This window comes from Sorangium sp. So ce302, from assembly GCF_051530145.1.
Lineage (GTDB): Bacteria > Myxococcota_A > Polyangia > Polyangiales > Polyangiaceae > Sorangium > Sorangium cellulosum_B.
In genome coordinates this window covers 8,934,313-8,953,042 of record NZ_CP150326.1, presented here as the reverse complement: position 1 = coordinate 8,953,042, position 18,730 = coordinate 8,934,313, and the positions used below count along the sequence as shown (strand labels likewise).

Genomic DNA, 18,730 nt, shown 5'->3' with positions numbered 1-18,730 from the left:
CGCACCACCCCCGCCCGCCCTGGCTCCGTCGCCGCCCGTCCTGGCTCCGTCGCCCCTTGGGTTGACGCAGCCCCCACGGACTCTATCCTGCCGCGCCGCTGTGCCCGACCCGATGCTCACCCGCGAGATCGCCCGTCGAAAGACGTTCGCGATCATCTCCCACCCCGACGCTGGCAAAACCACCCTAACCGAGAAGCTCCTGCTTTACGGAGGCGCCATCCAGCTCGCCGGCGCCGTGAAGGCCAAGAAGGCGCGCGCCCACGCCGTCAGCGACTGGATGGAGATGGAGCGCGAGCGCGGCATCTCCATCTCCACCAGCGTTCTCCAGTTCCCGTACAAGGGCCGGCTCCTGAGCCTGGTCGACACCCCTGGCCACGCCGACTTCAGCGAGGACACCTACCGCGCGCTGATGGCGACCGACGCCGCCATCATGATCCTCGACTGCGCGAAGGGCGTCGAGACGCAGACGAAGAAGCTCTTCCGCGTCTGCAAGCTCCGGCAGATGCCCATCTTCACCTTCGTCAACAAGCTCGACCGCCCCGGGCGCGACCCGTTCGAGCTGATCGGCGAGGTCGAGGAGGTCCTCGGCATCGGCGTCTACCCGGTCACCTGGCCCATCTCGGCGGGCGGCAAGTTCCGCGGCGTCTATCACCGCGAGCGCAAGCAGGTCTTCCTCTTCGAGCTCGTCGCGCACGGCGCCGAGATCGCCCCGATGGAGGTCGTGTCGCTCGACGCGCCCGAGCTCGTCGAGGCGCTCGACGAGGAGGGCGCCCGCCAGCTGCGCGAGGACATCGAGCTCATCGACGCCGCCGGCGACGCGCTCGATCGCGACAAGCTCGCCCGCGGCGAGGTCACGCCCATGTTCTTCGGCAGCGCCATCACCAACTTCGGCCTGCCGCAGTTCCTGGACGCGTTCATCGAGCTCATGCCCCCGCCCGCGCCGCGGGGCAGCGACAAGGGCCCCATCGCCCCGGACGACGACCGCTTCACCGCGTTCGTCTTCAAGATCCAGGCGAACATGGACCGGGCCCACCGCGACAGGATCGCGTTCCTCCGCGTCTGCTCCGGCCGCTACGAGCGCGGGATGAAGGTGCACCACGTGCGCCTCGGCCGCGACATCCGGCTCACCAACCCGGTGCAGTTCATGGCCCAGGAGCGCACGCTCGTGGAGGACGGCTTCGCGGGCGACATCATCGGCGTCTTCGACCCGGGGCTCTTCCTCATCGGCGACTCGCTCTGCAGCGGCTCGCCCGTGAAGTACGCCGCGCTGCCGCAGTTCCCGCCGGAGCAGTTCGCCCGCGTCGTCATGATCGATCCCATGAAGCGCAAGCAGCTCAAGAAGGGGCTCGAGCAGCTCGCGCAGGAGGGCTCGGTCCAGCTCTTCCGGCCGCCCGAGGGGCGGGAGGGCGAGGCGATCCTGGGGGTCGTGGGCGAGCTCCAGTTCGACGTCGTGAAGCACCGCCTCGCGGCCGAGTACGGCGTCGACGCCCGGATCGAGCGGCTCTCGTTCAGCCTGGCCCGCTGGGTCGAGGGCGAGCCGGTGCCCCTCGCCGAGCTCGAGTCGAACCTCTACGGCTACGGCGCACTCGACGTGCACGGGAACCCGGTCGTGCTCTTCAAGGGCGACTGGCAGCTCGATGCCTGCCAGAAGGCGTTTCCCAAGGCGCGCTTCGTCGAGCTCGGCGGCTCGATCTCCCCGGTGTGACCTTCCGCCGCGCGCGGCCCTCCCGCCGCGCGCGGCTCGCCGCTATTCCGAAAGAAGCGCCGGGAGGTGCCGTACGGACGGCGAGCCGTGGCTGAGCAGGCGGTCGTGGTAGGCGCGCTCGGTGAAGCCCGGCTTGCGCTCGTGCTCGGCGCGCAGGCGCATCATCTCGGTGAAGCCGTGGAAGTACGTGGTGAGCTGCGCGCTCGTGAGCCGGGCGCGCCGCCACTTGCCGACGGCCTCGCCTTCCTCCTGGAAGGCGTCCTTCGTCATGAGCGAGAGCGCCTCCTCCTCGCCCATCGCGCCCGCGTGCACCCCGTGGTCGAGGAGGGCGTTCACCGACATGCGCAGCACCATCTTCTGGCGCTGCATCCTCACCTTCGGGCCGCCGAAGCCGTGGTGCGCCATCAGCCACTCGGTGTAGACCGCCCACCCCTCGACGAACGGGCCGCTCGAGAAGACCGCGCGGAGCTTCGAGGGGAACTTGTTGTTGTGCATGAGCTGCAGGAAGTGGCCCGGCATCGCCTCGTGGACGGTGAGGTCGGCGAGCATGCTCGAGTTGTACTCGCGGTAGAACGAGTCCACGCGCGCCTTCGGCCAGTCCTTCGGCGTCGGCGCGATCGCGAAGAACGTCTCTTGCTTTGCCTCGAGCGGGCCGGACGCGTCGCAGTAGGCGATCGCGACGCCGCGGCGGTACTCGGGCATCTCGATCACCCGGCAGGGCTCCTCCGGGATGCGCACGAGGTCGCGCTTGCGGACGAAGTCGGTCGCCTCCGCGAGGAGCTCCTCGGACGCCTTCACGATGGTCGCGTTCGTCGGGTGATCGGCCGCGAGCGCGTCGAGCACCTTCCTGATCGCGGCCATCTTCTCGTCCTGCGCCTCGACCCTCGGGAAAGGCTGCTTCCCGAAGAGCGTCGGCCAGAGCTCCCTCGAGGTCTCGAGCATCTCGGCGTGCGTCGCCGCGAGCAGGGCGCGGGCGCTCGCGACCACGCCGTCGACGTCGATGGTCGCGTCGTCCAGCGTGAACCGGAGCTTCTTCTCGAAGCGCGCGCGGCCCAGCCGGAAGTCGCCGTTGCTCCTCGGGAGCAAGTCCTTCTCGAGGAACGCCTGGAAGCCCTCGAGCGCCGCCGCCGCCGCCCTCGCGGCCGCGTCGAGCTCGGCCTGCTGCGCCGGGGCCGACGCGAACAGCGCCGGGAGCTCGGACTTGCAGAGCGCGATGAGCCCCTTGTTCTGCGCGATCGCCGTCTCGGTGTGGACGCGCGGCGGCGCCGCCGTGAGGCGCTGCTCCGCGGCACGCACGAGCGCAGGGATGCCCGAGAGGCGACCGCCGAGGCTCCGCAGGCGCTCCTCGAGCGGCGCGAAGCTCCTCGTGATCAGGGGATCGAGCCCGTCGCCGACGAGGCCCGTGTACACCATCGGGTTCCACGTCGCCTCGCGGAGCTCGTCGATCGCGAACAGCCAGGAGCGCAGCTGGTTCTCGATCATCGCCGCGTCGACGCGGCTCTGGACGCCGAGGCGCGCCGCGGGGAGCGCCCCGAGCTCGGCCAGCGCCGCCTCGATCGTGCGCCGGCGCGCGGCCTCGCCCTGCGCGGTGACGTCCGGCCACACGGCGTCGTACCGGTGGTCCCCTGCCTCGGTGGCGCGGACCGGCTCGTCGCGCAGGTACTCCTCGAGCACGCGCGCCGACAAGGCCGCGAGCGCCTGCTCGGCGCCGGCCTCCGCGCCCGCCGCGCCGGATCGAGCGTCGGCCGGGCTCACCACGGCCGCCTTCGTGACGGGTTGCGCGGGCGGCGCGGCGCGCTCGGCCGGCCCGCACGCGCAGAGCAGCGCGGCGAGCAGGGAGAGGTGGCCGCGGAGCGATCTGCGGGAGAAAGAGAGCTCATGGGAGAGATCATGGTGTCGCACCTGCGCCTCCTAGCGCCAGCTCGCCGGGAAGGGAACGTGCCGAGCGGTGGCATCGGCCTCAGTGCGCGCTGCCGAGCGAGGCCTTCGCGAGGCGGGAGATGCCGTCCACGTCGCCGTGCACCGCGTCGAGCAGCGGGCCGAGCGCGAGGCGGAGCGGCTTCGAGTTCGGGTGCCGGAGGATGCGCGCCACGCTCTCGGCCGCCAGCTCGTTCAGATCCCGCTCCGCGTAGCGATCGATGTGGGCGCTCGACAGCGCGAGGCCCGGGAAGGCGGTGCGGCAGAGCGCGTCGATCAGCTCCCCCGCGACGCCCGCCGCGATGTTCGCGGCGCCCAGCGCGGCCCGGGCCTTCTGCGCGCTGATCGCGCACGACTCCGTGCGCAGCTGGCTGATCACGGGCGAGCCGAGCACCGTGTGCCAGCGGGAGAGCTCGGCGGCTCGGCTCGCCTCGAACTCACCCGGCGGCGCCTCGGAGACGGGCAGCAGCGCGGCCAGCTGATCTGCGGCGCCAGGATCGATCGCGACGCGGCGCACGATGATCAGATCGTGCGCCCGCAGGCATCCGAGGAGCAGCCGCGTGGACGCGTCGCGAAGGAGCGGCGCGAGCGCGGCCGCGATCACGGTGGGGGGCGAGCCGATGAGCCCCGGGCTCGACGCCCGCGCGGCGCCCGCTCCGGCGGCGCGGGGGCGTTGCGCGCCGGAGCTCGGCGGCGAGCGCACGCTGACGGGCGGCGGGATGCTCGACGGCGTGCTGCGACCGACGGTCGGCGGCGCGCCGGGAGCCTGCGCCAGGGCGCGGCTGTTGGCCGGCGGCACGCCGGTGGTCCGGCTCACGCCGCCCGGCGAGGGCTTGTTCGATGGCGCGCGCGCGCCCGCGATCCGCGTGGGATCCTGGACGGACAGCGTCGGTTCGCCGCGCCGCGACTGCGTGGTGCGCTCGGTCACGACGTGCAGCGCCGCGAGCTCGATCGCGCGGAGCCCCGGGAGGCCGCGCGGCGCGCGGGCCGCGATGGCCGCGGCGAGCTCCGCCTCCTTGCCGAGGAGCGCCTCGTGCTCTGCGGTCTCGCGCAGCAGGTCGCCGGCGATCTGCGCGCACCGCTCCGCGGCCCTGTCCGCGGCGCTCCGCGTCTGCGGCTCCTTGAAATAGAGCGTTAACTTTCCCCGCAGGGTCTCCCGATGCGTGCCCGCCGTGACAACCTGCGACGCGCTCTCGACGTTGGCAGGTTCACGCCCCCCGAAAGGCCAGAATCCCATGAGCCCATTGTCGCGCGATCCTGGGCCCGGGCGCGAGCGCTTCGAGCGCTCGCGCCCTCACGCCCGCTCAATGGCGAGGCGGAACGGAGACATAGCGATTGCCGCGTTCGTAGAACCGCCACGGCTTCTTCGCCCACGCACCTGCATAGTCGACGTTGATGCGAGGCGACCTGCCGATGGGCCCAGCAGCGCCGGGCAGCAGCGAGAGCTGCGCTCCGCAGACATCCATCCCGTACGCGGAGCGGTCGAGCCCCAGCGCCTTGCACAGCTTCCCCGGCCCGTTGGTGAGCTCGATCCGCCCAGGCGCGACGCCTCGCCGGCGGCTCATGAGCGGGAGGCCGATCATCGGCTCGATGGCGCGGATGAGGACAGCGTGCGGCTCTCCCTCCGAGGCCACGACGAGGTTGAACGCCCAGTGCATGCCGTAGAGCTGGAACACATACGCATAGCCCGCCGGGCCAAACATGACCTCCGTCCGCACGGTCCGTCGCCCGCCCGCGCTGTGCGCGGCGAGGTCTTCCGGGCCGCGGTACGCCTCGGTCTCGACGATGCGTCCGGCGGCGGTGCCCTCGGGCGTCGTGTGGACGAGCACCTTGCCGATGCACGCCCGCGCGACGACGAGCGCGGGGCGAGCGTAGAAGTCACGCGACAGCGGCGCCGCTCCTTCGAGGAGCGCGGCGCCTTCGCTGGGCGCGCGGGGCTCGGGGGCGGGACGCACGGCGGGCTCCGCGCTCACCCCGCGGGGGGGCGCGCCGCCCGGAAGCGCTTGTCGATGAACGAGAGCACGTCGTCGCGGTGCTTCCTGGCCTGGAACTCGTGGTGGAAGACCGCCGCGATCTCCAGGGCGGGCGTGACGACGTAGGTGATCCGCCGGGCGAGGCCGATGAGCGGCCAGAGGACGCCGTAGGCGCGGCATACGCTGCGATCGCGGTCGGCGATCATCGGGTAAGGGACCTTCTGCGCCTCGGCGAACCGGCACTGCGTCCTGTGGTCGTCGGTGCTGACGCCGACGATGCTGGCGCCCGCGAGCGCGATCTCGGCGTGGTTGTCGCGGAAGAGCTGGGCCTCGACGGTGCAGTCGGGCGTGAAGGCCTTCGGGAAGAAGTACACGACCGTGCAGAGCCCACCCTGCGCCGACAGCACGAAGCGCTGGCCGTCGATGGCCATCGTGTCGATCTCCGGCGCGCGCTCGCCGACCTTCAGCATGCGGACGCAATCTGCCGCAAGTCGCCCCCGGCGTCGACCGTGGCCACGCGCCGCGGCGTCCCGGCGGGGCCGTCAGCGACCGTCGGGTGTCGTCAGGGAGCGCCGGCCCTCGTCGACCGCCTTCAACCGTCGTCAACCGTCGTCAACCGTCGTCAACCTTCGATTCCGAGCCGCTTCAGCCTGTAATAGAGGGTCGTGCGCTGCATGCCGAACTGCCGGGCGACCTCCGCCTTGTTCCCTCCGCAGCGTTCCAGGGCGGCGAGGAGCTCCCGCCGCTCGATGTCGTCGAGCTGGGAGCTCAGGTCGAGCCTTGGCCGCGCGCACGCCGGCGCGGCGGGCTCTCTTCCGGCCGGGTCCGCCTCCGGCTCCGCCGGCGCGGCGGCCCTCGGCGCGCGCGCGGGCGGTTCGGCCGGCTGCGCGCGCGCCGTGAACGCGAGGTGCTCGGGCAGGATCACGTCGCCGCGCGACAGGATGGCGGCGCGCTCGACCACGTTCTCCAGCTCCCGCGTGTTCCCCGGCCACGAGTACGCCGCGAGCTTCGCGAGCGCCTCCTCCGACAGCGCGGTGGCCGCGCGGGCGTTGCGCCGCGCGACCTTGCGCAGGAAGTGCTCGGCGAGCGCGCGGATGTCCTCGCGCCGCTCCCGGAGCGGGGGCAGCCTGAGCGGGAACACCGAGAGCCGGGAGACGAGCTCGGGCAGCACGCCCGCGCGCGCCCAGGCCTCGTCGATGCCGGGCGTGAGCGACAGCACGACGCGCACGTCGACGCGCGTGGTCTCCGTCGACCCGAGCCGCTCGACCTCGCCGTCGGTGAGCACGCGGAGCAGCCTCGCCTGGAGCGAGGGCGTGAGCGGCGCCGGCTCGTCGAGGTAGATCGTCCCCCGGTGGGCGAGCTCGAGCCGGCCTGCGCGCTCGGCGAACGCGCCGTCGAAGGCGCCTCGCCGCCAGCCGAACAGCTCGCGCTCGAGCGTGTCGCCCCGGAACGCGGCGCAGGTCACCTTGACGAACGGCTGCTCTTCCCGCGGGGAGCCCACGTGGATCGCCCGGGCGACGACCTCCTTCTCCGCCCCTTCCTCGCCCTCGATCAGCACGTGCGTCGCCGCCTTCGCCACCTCGCCGATCCGGGCGGCGACCTCGCGCATGGCCTCGCTCTCGCCGGCGATCTCGCCGAAATCGATCGGGTCCCGCTGCTCGCGCTCGAGGTAGCCCGCGTACTGCGCGAGCTGCTCGCGCAGCCGCCGGTTCTCCCGCACGGTGGCGACCCCGGCGATCGCCTGCCGGAGGATGACGGCGAGCTCCCTCGAGTTCCAGGGCTTCTGGACGTACCGGTCGACCGCGCCCGAGTTGACCGCGTCGATGAGCACCGTCATGTCCGCGTAGGCGGTGAGCAGCACGCCCGCCGCGTCAGGCCGCCGCTCCTTCGCCTGCTTGAGGAACTCGATACCGCTCATCCCCGGCATTCGCTGGTCCGCCACGATCACCGCAGGATCGAGGCGATCGAGGAGCGAGAGGGCCTCGGCGCCGCCCAGCGCATAATGGATCTTGAACGACTTCCTGAAGGCGAACCGGAACGCGTCGAGGTTGTCCTGCTCGTCGTCGACGACGAGGACGTCGAAGCTGTTCCAGTCCAGATCGCGCATCGGGTCGCCCTGCCTCCCAGAGTTACTACAGCTCGGCACGATCGCGACAGTGGAGGTGGCGCGCTCGGCGGCCTTCGCCGCCCTCTCGCCGCGCGCCGGAGCGCCGCCGCGCATGCTGCCATTCCGCTGCGTCGCGCCGCCCAGCCGCGCGTCTGCCTTCGGCGCTCCCGCGCTTCCGCGCCTTCCGCGCCTTCCGCGCTGAGCAGGGGGGCGGCGCTCGGGCGCGTGCGCGTCCGCCTGCGCCCAGGCGGAGGCGAGCGCTCTTCCGACCGCGACGCCGGCGAGGTCGGGCGGATCGATTTCTCCGCCGGCCCGGAAATACGCGGTAAGCTCCGCCCCCGCCCGCGAAGAGGGCGGGCTGGGCGAGCCCCACACGGAGGAAGCCGGATCATGCTCGAGGACGTCATCAAGGAGCTGCGCGAAGGGATCGAGAAGGCCATCGAAGCTCTCCGGCGAGACCTGGCGAAGGTGCGCACCGGGCGCGCGAACGCGGCCATGCTCGACGGCATCCGCGTCGACTACTACGGCGTGCCGACGCCGATCGTGCAGATGGCCACGGTGTCCGTGCCGGAGCCGCGGCTCATCAGCGTCAAGCCCTGGGAGAAGAACCAGGTGAAAGCGATCGAGAAGGCGATCCGGGAGAGCGATCTAGGCCTGAATCCCCAGGTGGACGCGGATCTCATCCGACTCCCGATCCCGCCGCTGACGGAGGAGCGGCGCAGGGAGATGGTGAAGCTGACGAAGAAGAACGGAGAGGACGCTAAAGTCGCCATCCGGAAGCACCGCCGGGACGCGAACGAGATGATCGACTCGCTCGAGAAGGACGGCGACGTCAGCGGCGACGAGGCCGATCGGGCCAAGAAGAAGGTCGACGACGTGGTGGCCGAGGGGACGAAGCAGGTCGACACGGTGATCGCCGGCAAGGAAAAGGACATCCTGGACGTGTGAGCGGGCCCTCGGCCGGGCGGGCGTCGGCGACCGAGCTTGGTCGACGGGAGCGCCGTGCGGCCGCCCCTCCCCGCGGCCTGCGATGGGGCCGGGCCCTTCGAAGAGGGCGGCGCGGCGGCGTGCGCTGCGCGACATCGCCTGCCGCGCAGCGCCCCAGCGTGTCGTGACGCCGCGCGCGCCGAGCCCGGCCCGGCCAGGCGACGCTTCATCCTTGTTGTCCTGCCCGCGCGCGACCCGCGGCTGCCGCCCGCGCCGACGCTTGCGTCCGAGCGCCACGGGGCGAGGCGTGCCCGGGACCAGCCCAGCTCACAATGAACCGTCCCGTGAAGCGAAGAAGTGAAAAAGAGGCTTGCGGTCCCCCCGGTCGGAGTCGGTAGGATCAGGAAGGTCGGCGGTTGGGCGTGCGAAGGCTCTGAAGACGCCCATTACGGTGCGAGAGGCCCTGCTTGACAGGTTTTCGCTAGCGTGAAATGGTTGGTGTTCGAAGCCGAAGGCCCGGAGCCGTCTCAAGGATTCCCGAGGTTATGCGAGCGATCGCTTCAGGAATGACGGACGTTGGTCTCCAACGCGACCACAACGAGGACAGCTACGCCGTCCTGTCGGAGTACGATCTGTTCATCGTCGCGGACGGCATGGGGGGCCACCGCGCGGGGGACGTAGCCAGCAAGCTGGCGACCGAGTCGATCGCGGACTTCTTCCGGTCCACGTCGCGGGAGGACGCCACCTGGCCATTCCACTTCGACACCAGCCTGTCGGAGGAGGAGAACCGGCTCCAGGCGGGCATCCGGGTCGCGAACCGCCAGATCTTCGAGCGCAGCATCCGGTCGCGCGACTGCGCCGGGATGGGCACGACGGTCGTGGGGGCGCTCTTCTCGAAGAAGAAGAACCGGATCTACGTCGGCCACGTCGGCGACAGCCGCGCGTACCGCGTCCGCAAGGGCTCGATCAGCCAGCTGACACGCGATCACTCGCTGTTCAACGACTACATCATGGCGATGCCCGAGCTCACCGAGGAGCAGCGGGCCGAGCTTCCGCGCAACGTGATCACCCGCGCGCTCGGGATGCACGACAGCGTCTCCGTGGATCTGATCAGCGATGAGCCGCAGCCCGGCGATGTCTACCTGCTCTGCTCCGACGGCCTGAGCGGGATGCTCTCGGACGACCAGATCCTCCACATCGTGAGCTCGACCGAGGAGGTCCCGGAGATGTGCCGCCGCCTCATCGCCAAGGCGAACGAGAACGGCGGAGAGGACAACATCACGGCGCTCGTGATCCGGATCGACGAGCAGGACGACGCCGAGCTCCCGAACAGCGCGACGATCGGTCCGCCCGCCGACTCGCAGCAGGTCAGCATGGGCGATCGGTCGACGGTCCCGGCGGTGTCGGCCTCGCGCTCCGAGAAGAGCTGACGCGCGGGAAGGGCGGACGTGCGGGGCGCCCCCCGCGCGCCCGCCTGTCAGCAGCCAGCAGCCAGCGCCGCTCAGCCTCCGCAGCTGTCGAAGGCCAGGACGCCCAGCCTGAGCTGGCATATCTCGCCTTCGTTCAGCATCGCCGGGCACTCGAAGCCGACCCAGATCTTGCCCGCGTCGACGCCCTGCTTGCCCTCGAACCAGAACTTACACGGGGTGGCCGTATCGGAGTAGAAGGTCTGGCCCCCTGTCCTCGCCGAGGAGAAACTGATGCTGCCGCTGGCCGGCGCGTCCTGGGTCGCCGCAGGGGAGATGGCGTCGATCTTGACGTGGATCTCCGCGGCTTCGGCGGGGTTCTTGGCCATCGCCGAGACGGAGAAGGTGCCCGAGCCGGACACGGAGCAGTCGACCGAGGCGCTGTCCTCGCCGTCGGTGACCAGCCGGGCCTTCTGGATATCGGTCACGTCGCCAAGGGTCGCAATATGCCCCGGTGCGGAGCAGTCGATGCCCGGGTCGGCGAAGTTCATCTTGTATGCGCCGCGCGGGGTCGGCGGCTCCGCGCCGCTGCAGCCGAGGCCGAGGAGGGGGAGGAGGCCGAGCACGGGCACGAAGCTGAGGCGAGCGAGACGCATGGAAAGCTCCGGTGGTAGGTGGCGGCCCCGAGGCCGCTCCTCGCTTCTATCGTACTCGGGGGTCCGCGATCAAACGGCGGCAGCGCCGCACGTGCCCGCCGCGCTCACGTGCCCGCCGCGCGCGCCTGCGCGTCGTCCAGCGCCTGGGCGACGTCGTTCCAGAGGTCCTCGGTGGCCTCCAGGCCCACCGAGAGCCGGAGGAGGCCGTCGGCGATGCCGAGCGCCTCCCGCGCCGCCGCGGGCACGGAGGCGTGGGTCATGAGGGCGGGGTGCTCGGCGAGCGACTCGACGCCGCCGAGGCTCTCGGCGCAGGCGAAGATCGCGAGCCGCTCGAGGAACCTCGAGGCGACGGGGAGGCCGCCGCGCACGACGAACGAGATCATCGCCCCGGGCGCGCGCATCTGCCGCGCGGCGAGCGCGTGGCCGGCGTGCGTGGGGAGGCCGGGGTAGTGCACCGCCTGGACGGCGGGGTGCCCGGCGAGCCTCCCGGCGATGAGCGCGGCCGACGCGCACTGCTGGCGCACGCGCACGCCGAGCGTCTTGATCCCGCGGAGAACGAGGTAGCAGTCGAACGGGCTCGGGACGGCGCCGATCGCGTTCTGCAGGAACCCGACCCGCTCCGCGAGCGCGTCCTCGGACGTGACCAGCGCGCCGCTGACGACGTCCGAGTGCCCGTTCAGGTACTTCGTGCTCGAGTGCGCCACGACGTGAGCGCCGAGGTCGAGCGGCCGCTGGAGCACCGGCGTGGCGAAGGTGTTGTCGACGACGAGCAGCGCCCCGTGCGCGCGCGCGATCTCGGCGAGCCCTGCGATGTCGAAGATCTTGAGCATCGGGTTCGTCGGGGTCTCGATCCAGATCATCCGCGTGGCCGGGGTGAGGGCCTTGCGGACGACGTCGAGGTCGCTCATGTCGACCGAGGTCGAGGCGAGGCCCATCGGCCGCATGACCTTGTCGAAGAGCCGGAAGGTGCCGCCGTAGACGTCATCGCCCGAGAGCACGTGATCTCCCGGGCGGAGCGTGTGGAGCAGGGTGGCGGTCGCCGCGGAGCCGCTGCCGAAGGCGAAGCCGTGGCGCCCCCCCTCGAGCGCGGCGATGCACTCCTCGAGCGCCTTGCGGGTGGGGTTGCCGCTGCGGGAGTACTCGAACCCCTTGTGGTGGCCCGGCCGCTCCTGGGCGAAGGTGCTCGAGAGGACGATCGGCGTCATGACCGCGCCGCTCGTCGGATCCGGCGGCTGTCCGGCGTGGATCGCGAGCGTGTCGAGGCCGAGCTTGTCGTGACCTAGGTGGGGCTTCATGCGGGCGAGACTTATCTCATGGGCCGCGTGCGTCCACGGTTTTGGCGCGCAGGAGAGCCGAGTCAGCGCGCTGACTCGGCGCCGCCCTCGGCCCGCGGAGCGGCCGCGTCGAGCGCGTCGAGCAGCGCCCGCGCCGTCCCGACGCGGCGCTGCGGATCGCGATCGAGCGCGCGAGCGAGCGCTCGGCGCTGCCCCGGCGAGAGCGCGTCCGTGACGGAGAGCGGGTCGAGGCAGAGGCCAGATTCGCTGATCTCGACGAGCGCCGCGGCCTGCTCGCGCGCGCGCGTGAGGGGCGCGCCGGTGGCGAAGGAGACGAGGGTCGCCGCCATGGAGTAGACGTCGCCGCGCTGGGTCGGCGGGGATTCGCCGCGGGCGATCTCGGGGGCAACGAAGGGAACCGTGCCCCGGTCGGCGGTCTCGAGGTCCGGATCCATGCCGCGGAACCGCGCGGCGCCGAGGTCGACGAGGCCGATATCGCCGAGCGGACCCAGCAGCACGTGATCAGGGCCGAGATCGCCGTGAACGAAGCGGATCGGGCCTCCGGCGTCCTCGAGCTCCTGGAGCTCGGCGAGCGTCTCGATCGCGGTCCTGACGACGTGGGTGATGAGCGACGCGGGCGGCGGCCGGCCGAGGCGGCGCCATCCGTCGAGCACGTCGCGGAGGGAGGTGCCCTCGCGCCGGCTCTCGAGGAGGAATGGGCCGTGGCGATCGGCGCCGACGCGCGCGAGCGCGGGCAGGGCAGGGTGGCGAACGAGGGAGAGGACCTTCGCCTCGCGGACCATGGCGGCCCGCCCCGCGTGCTCGTGGAGGACGCCGGGGACGAGGCGCTTGCACACCAGCGTGGGGCCGGGCGGCGGGCTTCCGAGCCGCACCAGCGCGACGTCGAACGTGGCGCCGGCGCCGAGGTGCTCGATCAGCTGGGTGCCGTCGGGAGCGGGGTAGGGCATGCCGGCCGCCTGTGGCCTCTCACGCGTCCGCGCGCTGCGCGGCGACCAGCTCGTCGCACTCGCGAAGCCACGTCTGCGCCTCCTCTGCGCCGGCGCCGCCGCGCAGCGCGAGCGGCCACCGCGCGTCGCGCCAGCGCGCCGCAAACTCGGCCCAGCGCGCCGGTGCCTCGCGGCGCCCGGCCAGGGCGGCGACCCTGTCATCGATGCTCTGGAACGGAAACACCGGCTTGCCGAGCCCGAATCGCGCCTGCACCCAGTGGACCACGCCGATGAGGAGCCCGTACTGGCAGCGGCGGCGCTCCTCGTCGACGCCCACCACCGGCGACCTCCAGTCGAGGTGAATGTCGTCGAGCTCCGGCGGCCGCGGGTCGTGCTTGCCGACGCAGAGGTGAACCGCCTCCCGATCCGGCCGGTGCACCTCGCGCCAGCTGTCCGCGTCGAGCGGCTCGCCGCCCCGGAAGAGCTCCGCCATGCTCGCCGCGAGCGAGCCGAGCAGCGCGCCCCGCTGGTGCTCGATCCCCCCGAGGATCGTGTCGCGCGCCAGGCGGCGGCCGCCCGTTCCCGCGAAGTGGCGATCGAGGCGCTCGCGCATGGCCGCCGGCTCCACGTAGACCACTTTGAATCCGGCGCTCCCGCCGCACCAGACGTTGCGCAGATACCTGATCTGCATCCACAGGCCGAGCGTCGGGTCGATGCCGCGGATACGCTCGAAGATGCGCACAACGACGTTGACGCACGTCGGCCCGAACCGGGTGAGCGCCTCGCCGAGGTCGCGCGGCTCGGGGGCGCCCCAGAACGCGTTGTCCAGGTTGAGCTCCGCCCCGGGGCAGCGCGCGAGCCGGTCGGCGAGGCTCCTCTCCAGCGCCTCGCGCAGCGGGCCCGCGAGCCCATCGAGGTGCGGGCCGGCCCCGGCGTCGAGTGAACCGGTCATGCGGACATCCTATCATGCCTGCCCGCGCGGCTCCGAGCGCGGCCCCGGCCGCCTGTGGGATGACGGCGCACCTGCACGGGAGGAGGGCGGCGGCCAACTTTTCTCCGCATCCTGCGGCAACTCACTGCGTTCAGCGCGAACGTGATAGAAGTCGTGGGCACCGGCATGGATCCCAAGATCTTGGAGATGCTCTTCATCGCCGTCAGCAACGGCGTCGCCCTCTTCATCGGCGCTTACCTGGCGCGGAGATCGGCGGATCTCAGCGCGGAGCGGCGGGCCGAGCACGAGGAGAAGGCGGAGCTCCAGAGACAGCGGCGAGAAGCGCTCTTGGAGCGACTGGCCCTCCAGCGGCGCGCGCTCGACGACTACGCGCGGATGATCGTCCGGTGGTCGTCGGTGCCCTCGTCCGGAGCGCCGCGCACGAAGGAGGAGGACCTCGCGGCGGACCAGGAGTCCATCGCGATGTACGCGCAGATGGCCAACGCGTACGGGAGTCGCCAGTTCGCCGAGCAGGCCGCCGCGACGCTGCACGCCGTGCGCGCCGGCCGGGGCAGCGTCCAGGTGTTCCCGTTCGCCGTGCAGATCGCCTCCGCCTGCTACCAGGAGATGATCCGGGCGATCTCCGAGCTCGAGAAGGAGATCGGCCTGCCGGCGCCGCGGTCGCCCGCGCGGCCGTTCCTCCCGGACGAGGAGCTCGCGAAGGAGGCGACTCGGCTATTCTCCAGGAACGTCGTGGAGCAGCGCTCCGGGATCGATCTCGGCATGGTCGACCAGATCCTGGAGCGCGTCAGGGTGAACCCGTCGCCCGAGGAGACGGACAGCCCCAGGTAGCGCTCACGCCGCCGGCTTCACTGGCTCCATCCCGCCCGGATGAGCGCGTAGAAGAGGAGGAGCCGGGGCACCCGGAACAGCACCATGGTCAAGAAATAGCGCAGCGGGATCCGGTACAGCCCGGACAGGTAGCAGAGCATCGAGAAGGGGATCGGCGAGATGCTCCCGATCGCGATCGCCCAGTATCCGTAACGCTCGAAGAGCCGGTCTATCCTGGGCCGCGTCCGCTCGATGCGCGCCGCGAAGAGGCGGATCCGCGCGAGGCGGCCGGCGAGGCGGTAACCCGTGCAGCCGCCGACGAGCGAGGCGGTCGAGATGGCGATCAGGGGCGCGACCTGCGAGCCACCCGAGGTGATCGCCGTCAGCATGTAGAACTGCGGCGGGATCGGGAACGAGAACGCGTCGGCGAGGAAGGTGCCGACGAACATCCCGGCGAGGCCGAAGCGGTCCACGAACCCGCGGCCGAGCGCGTCGAGCTGCTCGCGGGCGAGGTGCGCCGCGAGCGCGATCCCGGCGAAGAGCGCGGACAGGCTGAGCGCCAGCTGGACCAGCGTGCGCCACAGATCTCGCCGATCGCCGCGCGGGCGCGGCTCGCCCTGCCGGGGCGTCAGACCGCCTCCAGCCGGCGGCGCTGCAGCCGCTCGATGATCCGTCTGCTGCGGAGGGTGCTTTGAAATATCCGCGTCGCCTTCTCGAGGGCGTCGAGGAGCTTTTGCTCCGCGCCGTGCTTGTCGACATAGGCGAAGGGCCGGTGCGCGTTGATGACCTCGAACGAGTCCTTCTCGTCGTGATGAGCCGAATAGAAGATCACGGGCACTTCCGGCTGCACCTTGCGGATCTGGTCGCAGACCCAGAATCCCTCCAGCCCTGACATCCGCACATCGACGATCACCGCGCACGTGTCCTCGGTGAAGGCGGCGACCCCGTCCACGGCCGAGGAGCATACGACGAGGCGATATCGCTTCGAGAGGAGGGCGCCGAGCGGCTGCCAGATGCTCCTGTCCCCGTCGACCAAGAGCACGAGAGGGAGCCGCGTGGACTCGGGCTTCTCGCGATCCGGTCGCTCGGCTGGATCGGCTTCGAGCAGGGTGTCGGATTCCTTGGAGGGCATTCGTCGTCGATCGTGGAGGGCGCGTCAGGACGCGCGATGACGCAATGTACCACGCCCGGCGCATCGAGCCAGCGCGGGGGTGCGGCAGCGCGAACCGAGATGACGTCGGCGCGGGGCCGAGGTCTTCGCGTCATCTCCGTTCCCGCTGCCGCCGCGCGGTGGGCGGCGGCCAGGGATTCGTCTATGCTCTGCGCGGAGGCGTGGCCTCATGGTGAGGCGCGCTGGCCTTCTGCAAAGCGCTGCTACCGTGCCGGGTCGCGCGCTCGCCTTCTTCTCGTGGGCTGACGCGGGCTGCCGGTCGGCAGCGGGTCGCTCGCCGGGGAGAATCTCCGTTCCACAACCGAGGTGAGCTGCCCATGAAGAACGCAGAACTCCGATCGATTCCGCTCGTCATCGCCGCCGTTCTCGGCCTCTTTGCCGCGGGGGCCGCGGGGTGCAAAGACGAAGAGATCCTGAACGCATGCAGTGAGCTCTGCAAGCACCGCATCCTCTGCGCGGAGGAGAACGACGCTCCGCCGCCGAGCAAGACCAGCTGCGAGACCGCGTGCCTCGGCCTCGAGGGGAATGACCTCGTGGAGCGAACCGAGGAGTGCGTGAACGAGGCGTCCTGTGATTACGTCGCGTGCGCGGACCCTTGAGCGCGGCGCCCGAGCCCGCGCGCGGGAGGCGGGGGCGCCTCGCCTCCCGGACAGAGGGCGCGATGAGGGGCGGCGCGATCAGGGCTCCGCGTCGCACTCGGGCGCGTCGCGGAGCGGGCCCGAGGCGCGCGGTCCGTCGAAGCGCAGGAGCTCGAGATCGACGAGCTCGAGGCGCTTGAGCGTCAGATCCAGCGGGCCGACCGACACGCCTGCCACCGCCTCGGCGTAAGCCCGCACGCCGCCGTCGACCCGCGCGTCGTACGAGCAGTAGGGCGGCGCGGTCTCCGCCGTGACGCGCGCGTACGCCTGGACTCCGACGTTCGGGCCGACGATGCCGTACAGGCGCGCCCGGAGCTCCGCGCCGGCGCTCACCTTGCCGGACGCCGTGATCGGGCCGGGCGCGCCGATGGAGGCCGAGCCCGAGGCCGAGCCGGAGGGCTCCCAGATCGTGCTCCACGTGCCGTTCCTGTAGTCGACCCCGGCCTCGATCTCGGCGGTCGCCTGCGCCACGGCCTCCACCTCGGCGGCCGTGAAGGACAGCCCCAGATCCGCGTTCGCTCTCGGCACGACGTCCGTCGTGACGACGATGGGGACGGGGCCCACCCAGAAGGTCAGCGTCGGCAGCGGCAGGCTCGGGACGCCCCCGGCGAGCTCCAGGAGATCGACAGAGCAGCTCCCCGTGACCGTGCCGGTGCCCTGGAGCCTGGCGCTCACGTCGAGCTGGCCCGACGCGACGAGGCGGAGCTGCTTCAGCTCCGGCACCGGGTTGAGCTTGCCCCTCGGGCCGACGTGGACCTCGAGGTCGAGCGCCGGCGAGAGCTCGGCCGTGACGTCGAGCGCCGCCGTCCCGTGCGCGGTGACCCCGCACGACGCCGGGAGCGAGGCCGAGGAGAGATCGAGGAGCTTCATGGAGGCGCCGGACGAGATCTTCAGGGCCTCCGCCGCGCTCGCGATCTGCTCGCCGTCCTCCACGCCGAGCTCGCGGGTGCGCGCGGCGTGATCGTCGATGGCGCGCGCGTACTCGCGCGCGTCGTAGTGGACGTGGAAATGGCCCTCGGTGATGAACTCCGTCAGAGGAGCGGGCGTCGTCGCGAGCGCCACCCGCGTCGCGTCGATCGTGCGTACGCTCACGACGCGGGCGAGGTAGCCGCCTCCCTGCGTGCCGCCGAGCACGTCGCCGGCGGCGAAGGGCGTCATGCTGCCGTCATGGGTGATGACGAGCTCGTGGTCCCCGAGCGCCGCGGCGACGAACCCCGGCTCCTTCTCGGGCACACGAGCGCGGTCCGAGAGCGTGAGCGGGCGGACGACATCGACGGCGCCGGGGGCCGGCAACTCGGTAGGATCCGCGGCATCGCTCGAATCCACGGCGCATGCCGCGAGCTGAGGTGCGCTGATCGCGATGAAAGCAGCGGAGATGAGGCGCGCCGTCGACGCGCGTCTCCCGGGGAGAGTGGTCTTCATGCGCGCGGACGCTACGCGGGGATTGTGGCGAGTCGGTTACAAAAATGAGACTTGCTGTCTCCGGGAGAATGGGTAACGGCTCACTGCGATGGGTGGATATCCATGAATCGATAGCTCCGAGGCGCGCGAAGGGCGCTTATCGAAGCGAGCGATTCGCGAAGCCGTGCGAGCTCGTCCATGATGGGGTGTCCGAGCGCGCTCGTGGTGGCGTGCGAGCGCGCTCGTGGTGTGGCGCGCGGTCGCGCTCATGGAGGGTCTCGGGCGGCGCCGAGCCTCGGACCGGGGTCGGGACGCGCTCGCGCGGCGTCGACCAAGGGGAACGCCGTTCGGCTCGTGGATGGATGGAGGAAGGAAGGAAGGTCGCGGAGAGCGCGCGTCGCTCTCCGCGGACAGGGCGCGGCGGCTCGGCACAGTCGAGCCGGGGCTCGGGGCCCGAGGCCACGACGCGCGTCAGGTGTCAGCTGATCGCGCGTCAGCGTCGCGGTCTCTCGCGATGCGCCGGTCGTTGCTCGCTCCCTGTCGACGCGTCGCGGTCGAACTCGTGGAGCGCCAGCGAGGAGCCCGGCGGGCACGAATCAGCGTGCCTGCGGCTCCGCCTTCGTGCTCTCGCGCCGACGAGACCCCGAGGCCGCCGCTGCTGGGCGGCCTCGGCCTGTCCTACCTGGGGTGAGTAACGGGATTCGAACCCGCGACAACTGGAGCCACAATCCAGTGCTCTACCAACTGAGCTATACCCACCGTTCTTCACGGCCCGTGGGCTGCGAAGGCCTGGCAGAATACTCAGCTCCGCGCAGAGTGCAATCACGGAAACGCACCGCGTGTCGC

The 18,730-nt window shown here is 71.6% G+C and carries 17 protein-coding genes and 1 tRNA gene; 5 read left to right on the top strand and 13 right to left on the bottom strand.

Annotated elements, in window-relative coordinates:
• Nucleotides 1–112: 112 nt before the first annotated feature.
• Nucleotides 113–1,705 carry a peptide chain release factor 3 gene (locus WME73_RS33940; RefSeq protein ID WP_437740488.1) on the top strand — a complete coding sequence of 531 codons (1,593 nt, stop codon included), beginning with the start codon at nt 113–115 and terminating at the stop codon, nt 1,703–1,705.
• Between the two features lie 42 nt (nt 1,706–1,747).
• Here the strand turns inward: WME73_RS33940 and WME73_RS33935 are convergent, their stop codons facing one another.
• From WME73_RS33935 to WME73_RS33915, 5 genes are all read right to left on the bottom strand, one after another.
• Nucleotides 1,748–3,607, bottom strand: a complete 1,860-nt coding sequence (locus tag WME73_RS33935; RefSeq protein WP_437912221.1) for a DUF885 domain-containing protein — start codon at nt 3,605–3,607, stop codon at nt 1,748–1,750.
• Nucleotides 3,608–3,665: 58 nt separating this feature from the next.
• Complete coding sequence (locus WME73_RS33930; RefSeq protein WP_437912220.1) at nt 3,666–4,859, bottom strand: hypothetical protein; 1,194 nt, start codon at nt 4,857–4,859, stop codon at nt 3,666–3,668.
• A 67-nt stretch (nt 4,860–4,926) separates the two neighbouring features.
• On the bottom strand, nt 4,927–5,577 hold the full coding sequence (locus WME73_RS33925; protein WP_437740485.1) for a DNA-3-methyladenine glycosylase: 651 nt from the start codon (nt 5,575–5,577) through the stop codon (nt 4,927–4,929).
• Nucleotides 5,578–5,591: 14 nt separating this feature from the next.
• Nucleotides 5,592–6,065, bottom strand: a complete 474-nt coding sequence (locus WME73_RS33920; protein WP_437912218.1) for a peroxiredoxin — start codon at nt 6,063–6,065, stop codon at nt 5,592–5,594.
• A 152-nt stretch (nt 6,066–6,217) separates the two neighbouring features.
• Entirely contained in the window at nt 6,218–7,702 is a 1,485-nt protein-coding gene (locus WME73_RS33915; RefSeq protein ID WP_437912217.1) for a sigma-54-dependent transcriptional regulator, read from the bottom strand.
• Nucleotides 7,703–8,092: 390 nt separating this feature from the next.
• Here WME73_RS33915 and frr point away from each other — a divergent pair, with 390 nt between their 5' ends.
• Together frr and WME73_RS33905 are read left to right on the top strand one after the other, a co-directional pair.
• Nucleotides 8,093–8,650: a ribosome recycling factor gene (gene frr, locus WME73_RS33910; RefSeq protein ID WP_437543352.1), complete on the top strand. Its 558-nt coding sequence runs from the start codon at nt 8,093–8,095 to the stop codon at nt 8,648–8,650.
• Nucleotides 8,651–9,195: 545 nt separating this feature from the next.
• On the top strand, nt 9,196–10,059 hold the full coding sequence (locus WME73_RS33905) for a Stp1/IreP family PP2C-type Ser/Thr phosphatase (protein WP_275935412.1): 864 nt from the start codon (nt 9,196–9,198) through the stop codon (nt 10,057–10,059).
• A 71-nt stretch (nt 10,060–10,130) separates the two neighbouring features.
• Here the strand turns inward: WME73_RS33905 and WME73_RS33900 are convergent, their stop codons facing one another.
• From WME73_RS33900 to WME73_RS33885, 4 genes are all read right to left on the bottom strand, one after another.
• On the bottom strand, nt 10,131–10,691 hold the full coding sequence (locus WME73_RS33900) for a hypothetical protein (RefSeq protein ID WP_437912216.1): 561 nt from the start codon (nt 10,689–10,691) through the stop codon (nt 10,131–10,133).
• 104 nt (nt 10,692–10,795) lie between these two features.
• Nucleotides 10,796–11,986, bottom strand: a complete 1,191-nt coding sequence (locus WME73_RS33895) for a cystathionine gamma-synthase (protein WP_437294037.1) — start codon at nt 11,984–11,986, stop codon at nt 10,796–10,798.
• Nucleotides 11,987–12,048: 62 nt separating this feature from the next.
• Nucleotides 12,049–12,933, bottom strand: coding sequence for a protein kinase domain-containing protein (locus WME73_RS33890; RefSeq protein ID WP_437740482.1), 885 nt, complete (start codon nt 12,931–12,933; stop codon nt 12,049–12,051).
• Nucleotides 12,934–12,952: 19 nt separating this feature from the next.
• On the bottom strand, nt 12,953–13,864 hold the full coding sequence (locus tag WME73_RS33885; RefSeq protein WP_437912214.1) for a hypothetical protein: 912 nt from the start codon (nt 13,862–13,864) through the stop codon (nt 12,953–12,955).
• Between the two features lie 165 nt (nt 13,865–14,029).
• Between WME73_RS33885 and WME73_RS33880 the strand changes: the two genes are divergently transcribed.
• Nucleotides 14,030–14,695: a hypothetical protein gene (locus tag WME73_RS33880; RefSeq protein ID WP_437912213.1), complete on the top strand. Its 666-nt coding sequence runs from the start codon at nt 14,030–14,032 to the stop codon at nt 14,693–14,695.
• A 17-nt stretch (nt 14,696–14,712) separates the two neighbouring features.
• Here the strand turns inward: WME73_RS33880 and WME73_RS33875 are convergent, their stop codons facing one another.
• Both WME73_RS33875 and WME73_RS33870 read right to left on the bottom strand, forming a co-directional pair.
• On the bottom strand, nt 14,713–15,147 hold the full coding sequence (locus WME73_RS33875) for a YqaA family protein (RefSeq protein WP_437294033.1): 435 nt from the start codon (nt 15,145–15,147) through the stop codon (nt 14,713–14,715).
• A gap of 155 nt (nt 15,148–15,302) precedes the next feature.
• Nucleotides 15,303–15,806: a response regulator gene (locus WME73_RS33870; RefSeq protein ID WP_437294032.1), complete on the bottom strand. Its 504-nt coding sequence runs from the start codon at nt 15,804–15,806 to the stop codon at nt 15,303–15,305.
• Between the two features lie 356 nt (nt 15,807–16,162).
• Between WME73_RS33870 and WME73_RS33865 the strand changes: the two genes are divergently transcribed.
• On the top strand, nt 16,163–16,444 hold the full coding sequence (locus tag WME73_RS33865; RefSeq protein ID WP_437709444.1) for a hypothetical protein: 282 nt from the start codon (nt 16,163–16,165) through the stop codon (nt 16,442–16,444).
• 78 nt (nt 16,445–16,522) lie between these two features.
• On the opposite strand, the gene WME73_RS33860 is transcribed toward WME73_RS33865, so the two are convergent.
• Complete coding sequence (locus WME73_RS33860) at nt 16,523–17,809, bottom strand: hypothetical protein (RefSeq protein WP_437912212.1); 1,287 nt, start codon at nt 17,807–17,809, stop codon at nt 16,523–16,525.
• A 758-nt stretch (nt 17,810–18,567) separates the two neighbouring features.
• Nucleotides 18,568–18,643, bottom strand: a tRNA-His gene (locus WME73_RS33855).
• Nucleotides 18,644–18,730 lie beyond the last annotated feature (87 nt).

What these genes read in the sequence shown, in the direction of transcription:
- WME73_RS33940 (WP_437740488.1), top strand. Translation starts at nt 113, where the DNA reads ATGCTCACCCGCGAGATCGCCCGTCGAAAGACGTTCGCGATCATCTCC.
- WME73_RS33930 (WP_437912220.1), bottom strand. Translation starts at nt 4,859, where the DNA reads ATGGGATTCTGGCCTTTCGGGGGGCGTGAACCTGCCAACGTCGAGAGC.
- WME73_RS33920 (WP_437912218.1), bottom strand. Translation starts at nt 6,065, where the DNA reads ATGCTGAAGGTCGGCGAGCGCGCGCCGGAGATCGACACGATGGCCATC.
- WME73_RS33915 (WP_437912217.1), bottom strand. Translation starts at nt 7,702, where the DNA reads ATGCGCGATCTGGACTGGAACAGCTTCGACGTCCTCGTCGTCGACGAC.
- frr (WP_437543352.1), top strand. Translation starts at nt 8,093, where the DNA reads ATGCTCGAGGACGTCATCAAGGAGCTGCGCGAAGGGATCGAGAAGGCC.
- WME73_RS33905 (WP_275935412.1), top strand. Translation starts at nt 9,196, where the DNA reads ATGACGGACGTTGGTCTCCAACGCGACCACAACGAGGACAGCTACGCC.
- WME73_RS33900 (WP_437912216.1), bottom strand. Translation starts at nt 10,691, where the DNA reads ATGCGTCTCGCTCGCCTCAGCTTCGTGCCCGTGCTCGGCCTCCTCCCC.
- WME73_RS33895 (WP_437294037.1), bottom strand. Translation starts at nt 11,986, where the DNA reads ATGAAGCCCCACCTAGGTCACGACAAGCTCGGCCTCGACACGCTCGCG.
- WME73_RS33890 (WP_437740482.1), bottom strand. Translation starts at nt 12,933, where the DNA reads ATGCCCTACCCCGCTCCCGACGGCACCCAGCTGATCGAGCACCTCGGC.
- WME73_RS33885 (WP_437912214.1), bottom strand. Translation starts at nt 13,864, where the DNA reads ATGACCGGTTCACTCGACGCCGGGGCCGGCCCGCACCTCGATGGGCTC.
- WME73_RS33880 (WP_437912213.1), top strand. Translation starts at nt 14,030, where the DNA reads ATGGATCCCAAGATCTTGGAGATGCTCTTCATCGCCGTCAGCAACGGC.
- WME73_RS33870 (WP_437294032.1), bottom strand. Translation starts at nt 15,806, where the DNA reads ATGCCCTCCAAGGAATCCGACACCCTGCTCGAAGCCGATCCAGCCGAG.
- WME73_RS33865 (WP_437709444.1), top strand. Translation starts at nt 16,163, where the DNA reads ATGAAGAACGCAGAACTCCGATCGATTCCGCTCGTCATCGCCGCCGTT.